The following is a 6,000-nucleotide window of genomic DNA, read 5'->3' on the forward strand; positions in this document are numbered from 1 at the left end:
ACGCAACCGGGATTTGTATATCCCTGTAAAAGACGAGTTAATAGGGTTTCGTGCCTAGGGTGAGTGAATAATATATCCCCAAAGACCTTTAGATAATCCCTGACCGCAAGCGATCAGGGATTAATGGAAGAGATAAAATAATTACACTCCGCCACCTAACTGTGGGACCGAAGAGCTGGCAATTTGTAAGCTACTGTTGCAATAACCGTTAGATCGCCCCCCACCAAAGAAAACCTGGCTGTTTGTTTGCCAATAATCAGGTTGCTTGGGAGGAAAATAGTTAGGGCAAGTAGGAGCAACGTCCGTGATGTAGCCCCTGGCAGCTTCAATCAAGCGATCGGCACAATCTAAAAAGAATTTAGGAAGAAAACTGGAATCATCAGCTGTTTCCTGCGCCGTAGCCTGAGTGATAAAAGTTTGGGAGTCCTGTAACAAAAGCGTTCCACTGCTATCACTCACCACAATATCCAACTGCTCGCCAGGCTCACAGATTATTGAATCAAGACGAGTCAATTGACCCGACATGTCCAGGCTCAGGCCATAGCTTTTTGTAGTTTGTTCGCCTATTTTATCGGTCACAACAGCACGAATAGAAAACAATTCACGAGCAGCAGCCCATCTCATCAATAGCTCAGGATCAGATTGAGCTGCAACAAAATCAGCACTTGCGGTTTCGATAACCTCACTGGAAAATAATTGCGCCACATCATGCATCAAGTTATCCTGACCTATGCGGTAGCTGATCACGTTAAATTTATTTCGTGCTACAAGAGTTGATGACCCCTCCAAGCGACGCATTAACATCTGAATTCTGAGATCTGAATCTGGCTTTGAACCATAATCCTGACCATCGGTAAACAGTAACACATTGTTTTGATTATCAGCATTACTAATCCGTTCCACAAAGTCCGCAGTTACCTCGTATAAAGGCGTGTGCGTTTCGGCTACCAGGTCATCAACATTGCGATACAACCGTTCTAAATCCCCCACTTTATAAACACCTATTTGCTTCACGCCTCTTGAAAAAGTGGTTATAGTCAATTCTGCATCAGGTTGAAAAACAAAAAGTTGATCCGCCAGGGATTTAACACTTTTCTTTAGATCGGGCAGTGCCGATTCCATAGAAACACTCACATCAAGAACAAAATGATAGTTTGGAGGCGTTATAGCGTGAGGAACAAAAAAATAAGGGGTGACTTCAACTCGGCCATCATCCAGTTTTTGGGTCGCATAGTACATTTGCCTGGCCTGCAAAATATTCGTATTTAAAAACAATAAAGGAGATTCCTTGGGGTCATCTTGTATTATTTTGATCATATGAGCCGTAGTATTGTGCAGATATTTTTTAAGATCAAAAACTAGTGTACCTTCAGGACTAACAGATAATTGCTTATAATTCAGAAGATTGAGCATAGAAGCATAAGCCGGATCGGGTAATGCCATCTCAAGCAAACCTGATTCTTGCGAAAAAACAAAATGCGCACCTTGCATTTTGATAATATCCAATATCGCCCTGCATGATTTTCTGTGCGTTTCAAGCATAGAGTCATTGGTGCATGTTGCCTGAGCAATTTCAGCATCAATAAGGTCTATCAGTTTTAACGATTGAAATCCATTCTCGTCATGCGTCTTAATGATGGCGTTAAGTTTATTAGCAAACTCGTCAACCAGTTCCATATCGTTAAGATCAAAAAGGAAAAAATCGTCTACACTGGATACTCGAAACTGGGTCAAATCAAAGCCCATAATCCCCAGAAATTCCTTAATAGACCGCTCTCTCAGCAAATAATTACTCAAATCAGACATAATAAAGTCACACATTATTAAACGAAGCCAGACTATAGATGAAAACAGAATGTCCTTCAAGATCGGTTTTTAATCAAATTTACTTGGTAATTCTTAAAATTATAATCTTTTAGGTTAAATAAAAGTCAACTTTATACTCAATTGACAATTTAATGTGCATTAAATACAATAAGCCAACATTTCTCAACAAGGATTCCCTAATGCATGCAAATCTGGCAAAAGCCTTAAACTATCTGGACATAACCGCTGTTGCTCTGCGAGATTCAGATGGGAACACCCAAAGCATCATAAAGCCCAAAGCACATGCCGCTGCACTGTTTCATTATCTGGAGATTGCGGGCTATTTAACCCCTGAACTTTTTGGAAAAGCGATTAGTTATCTCGCAGCTGCCAAACCATTTAGCTGCTCTAACAGTGAGCTTGTCAGCCAGTTGCATCAAGCGTGTTTAAGAGCACGAGCTGATGGAGGTTTTTCTACTGACGTTTTTTTTGAGTATTTTTGTAATGATCCACTGTTTAAGGTGGAAGACATTATTGACCTGATAGTCTTTCTTCAACAAACCGCTTTTGACCGAAGTTTCGGGGTTGAAAGAGACCGATTACAAACCAAGACCTGGATGGAGCAACATAAAGAACGGTTCGGTGATTTAGCGACCCAAATGGGAGTGATTACTCCTCAGCCGCCTATGAAAAGTTCTTATTGTGGTACGGCAATTATGGGTGCGTCTTCTCCACGAGTTGAGTCACGAATTGAGTATTTTAATCAACTTGCAGTAGACAGCGGATTGGTATGGGCACTTAGTGGCAATCGCGAACTATCCAAAGGTCTGGATAGCGAGGAGCTAATGGAAAAGGTAGCAGAAGCTACAGGTAGAAAGGCTGTATATGTTGAAAAAGGCAGTGGCGCAGCACGACGAGAGTTTCTCGATGGCGTCACCGAAACCATGATGGTTAATTACCTGCTGGAAAAAATGTGTCAAGGTAAAGCCATAGCCGTAGTTGACAGTGCAGTGCAAGAAGGTCATTGGCGAGCGACAACGGATCAGTCCGCCAGGGACATAGTCGAAATTATGATACAAAAAATAAAGAATGCTGAACTACTACCCGATACCCAAGGTGTTTATCGTTTCATGATTATTGCCGAGCAACCTCATTCCGGGCGAATGGCAAGACAAGTGCAACGTGCCTTTAATACCGAATTACAACGGCAAGGACTGAGTTCGACCATATCCTTTATTGTAGAGGGTGTGGGTCCAGGAATTCAGCCAAGCAAGCTGAATGATCTTGCTGTACTGAGCCAAGTGAGTTCGGAATTAGGTGCCCTGATGGCGGAACGATATCGTGACGCACGCTTGAGTCTGATGGAAAATAACCCGGGCATTAGTTTAAGAAATCCTGATATTTTAATGTTTTCAACACGTGATAAAGCATTTGCTGCGTTACAAGAAGAGGCATCACATCACCATGCAGCAAGTTCATCATCCAGCTATTCTCCAGGTAATTAGCTTATCCACTCACGCTGTTAACTAAGGTCTGTTGATAATTCACCAACGCCAACGTGCCGTGGCTTGTCCACGGCATCCAGTAGATGGTCAAGTCAAAATATAAACTTTCTATTAGATTGATTAAGAGGAGCAAACTCATAATACAACGGTTCTGACTAACAGCATTCTTTATGTAAGAGCTACGACAGACCTTATTAAGCGTACTTGTGAACACAAAAATAAATTCATACCCGGCTTCATAGCTAAATATAACGTACACATGCTGGTTTATTATGAAATGGATGAGTTGTATATTGAAGCAGCTCGCCGTGAAAAACGTTTCAAAAATTGGCCAAGATAGTGGAAATTGAATCTAATTAAAAAACTTAATACCTAATGGTGCGATCTACATGAAGAAATTTGACTATGATTGAGGGCTACTGGATGCCGTGGACAAGCCACGGCACGTAGGCAGCGGTGAAATGTCAACAAACCCTAACAGTTAATTTAATTTTTTGTAACACCCTGCCATACCGACCACGAGCGCAGCAAGGGTTGGGGATGGTGAGGTGTTACTTTTTTTTATTTAAATCAAGCGAGTTAAAGTCGCTTGATTTATTCAATGAACTACCTCACAAAATCACGTAATACCGGATGAATACTGTCAATACTAGCAACTGTTTCACCAGGCTTAAGAAAGGTAAAAAAACGTGGAGACGGCTTTTGCAGCTGACGTAAACACTGTGCTGCACTTTCAGGAACTACTATATTGGACAATTTCAGTAAACAGCCAACTTCCGACACTAAAGCGCCAGATAACAGCTCATCAACTTGAGTGGTTGTAAGCTCTAAAGTTTTACTCTCTTCAAGGGTTTGCCATACCAAAGTTACATTATTCGGCTCCGTGCTTTTACGCAAAAACCATTGCGCAGGAGCAATCACTGGTCGTGCAGCGTATTCAAATAAAAGAAAGCTGAGATACTGCGAATCAATAATTTTTGATAATTCTTCGGGTGTAAGTGTGTACGTTTTATCACGAGGATGCGTGGCTGCGACAGATTTTAGCTCATCACTCGAGCAAATCAACTGTTGCGCTCTTTCAGGAAGTACAAGATGTGATAGCTTTAGCGTTCCACCATCAACCCCCAACCACGATGAGTTGCCGTTTAAAACCTGATATAACTCATCAAGAGTTATTCTTATCCAGCGATGCTCTCCTTTGATTTGTACTTTTAAAGTAACATGATCAGGCTTACTGCTTTTTCTTATAAACCATTGTTCACCACCAATAGAAAAATCTACGGATGATTCAAAAATCAAACAATTTATATGACCTAAACCAATGAGTTCAAAAATTCGCTTTGCCGTATAAGGATTGTTGATCACAGAATAAGAGGCACTTGTTACAAAAGACTTCTCACTGGCATAAGAGCGAAGCAACTCTTGCACTTTTTCAGGAAGAAGAAGTTGTGATAACTCAAGCCTTAAATTAAATTCTTCTAAACACTTGAAATTGCCATTTAAAATTTCATCCAGCTGAATATCAGTTCTCCTAATCCAGCCCGCCTTCCCATTGTTTTGTACTCCTAAAGTAACGTAGCCAGGCATGCTGCTTTTGCGTATAAACCATTGTTCAATTTGGACTGGGGGATTTGCGGTTGATTCAAAAATTAAATCATCTCTACGGCCTGATTTGATTAAATTCGAAATGAAATCTTCTATAAGTTTGTCTTTAATCTCGGAATAAGAAGCACTCATTATGAAACACCTGGTGATAAAAAGAAAATAATTGTATCAATGGAAATCACACTGGTCAATATTGGACAAACTGAAATCACCGGAGACAACCTGTAATTTTCATAATACTCCAGGTAGAACAGCCTGAATGCTTCTTTATATGCATCTAATTCACAAGGTTATCCCCAAAAAATGTGAATAACTTAGTAATGAATCAATGCATGTTGGGTTTATTCTAAAAATACTGGTCTAAAGTGATAAGAACACGCATGCTAATAATTATTGACAAACCGCCCCTGATGTGTTCAAATAAAGTACAAAAACATCGAAGATAAAAGAGACAGTCACCATGAGTATGTTTGATTCTATAAATAAACGCTTCAACCAATTTAGGCAGAAAGTTGATTTAAAAACAACAAATATTATTGCATACATGGTTCTTGAAAAAGCAGGAGCACTTTATAGCTTAAAGGATACCAGGATACACTCTGATTTTTTGGTCAGTGCATTAAACGAAAATCCTGAGCAAGAAAATACAGCTCAATCCACCCTATCAATAGAAGTTGAAGCGAGAAAAACTAAATTAGCTCAGCGATTAGTGAAACAAGCTCTGCTGAAAATCGGTGCCCATTTCAAGACTTTTGCCACTGCAATGCCACTTAAAGATGTCAACACAGTCAACCCGCAATGCACTTTTTCCCTAAGCAATCAGGAAATATATGCCGCGGTCGAATCTTCTGCTTTGGTTATAGCTGCGGGGTATTTACATAAATTATCTTTAGATGAGCTTATTGAGCTTAAAGGCAAAATTAAACTTTATCCTAAAAATGATGAACAACTCAATGCGCTTATTCAAAATATTCAGCAGCGAGTGGAAAATCATATACTGAATAACTTATGTTACGCACATGAGCTTGTAGTTTGAATAAAAAGCATTAGAATTCCGCCCTTAATTTTAGGGAGGGAATTAAAT

General features: G+C 40.0%; 4 protein-coding genes and 1 pseudogene. 3 read left to right on the forward strand and 2 right to left on the reverse strand.

The annotated features are described in order from the left end of the window. Positions 1-141: 141 nt before the first annotated feature. Positions 142-1,806 carry a vWA domain-containing protein gene (locus tag Lwor_RS10480; protein WP_058493824.1) on the reverse strand — a complete coding sequence of 555 codons (1,665 nt, stop codon included), beginning with the start codon at positions 1,804-1,806 and terminating at the stop codon, positions 142-144. Between the two features lie 200 nt (positions 1,807-2,006). On the opposite strand from Lwor_RS10480, the gene Lwor_RS10485 reads away from it, so the two are divergent. After that, complete coding sequence (locus tag Lwor_RS10485) at positions 2,007-3,311, forward strand: hypothetical protein (RefSeq protein ID WP_058493825.1); 1,305 nt, start codon at positions 2,007-2,009, stop codon at positions 3,309-3,311. Between the two features lie 151 nt (positions 3,312-3,462). After that, positions 3,463-3,687: pseudogene (locus Lwor_RS14140) on the forward strand (GIY-YIG nuclease family protein). A gap of 230 nt (positions 3,688-3,917) precedes the next feature. Here the strand turns inward: Lwor_RS14140 and Lwor_RS10490 are convergent. After that, positions 3,918-5,048, reverse strand: coding sequence for a hypothetical protein (locus Lwor_RS10490; RefSeq protein ID WP_058493826.1), 1,131 nt, complete (start codon positions 5,046-5,048; stop codon positions 3,918-3,920). 328 nt (positions 5,049-5,376) lie between these two features. Here Lwor_RS10490 and Lwor_RS10495 point away from each other — a divergent pair, with 328 nt between their 5' ends. Beyond that, positions 5,377-5,952 carry a hypothetical protein gene (locus tag Lwor_RS10495; protein WP_058493827.1) on the forward strand — a complete coding sequence of 192 codons (576 nt, stop codon included), beginning with the start codon at positions 5,377-5,379 and terminating at the stop codon, positions 5,950-5,952. The last annotated feature ends 48 nt before the right edge of the window (positions 5,953-6,000 follow it).

Origin of the sequence: Legionella worsleiensis, from assembly GCF_001467535.1 — a bacterium.
Lineage (GTDB): Bacteria > Pseudomonadota > Gammaproteobacteria > Legionellales > Legionellaceae > Legionella > Legionella worsleiensis.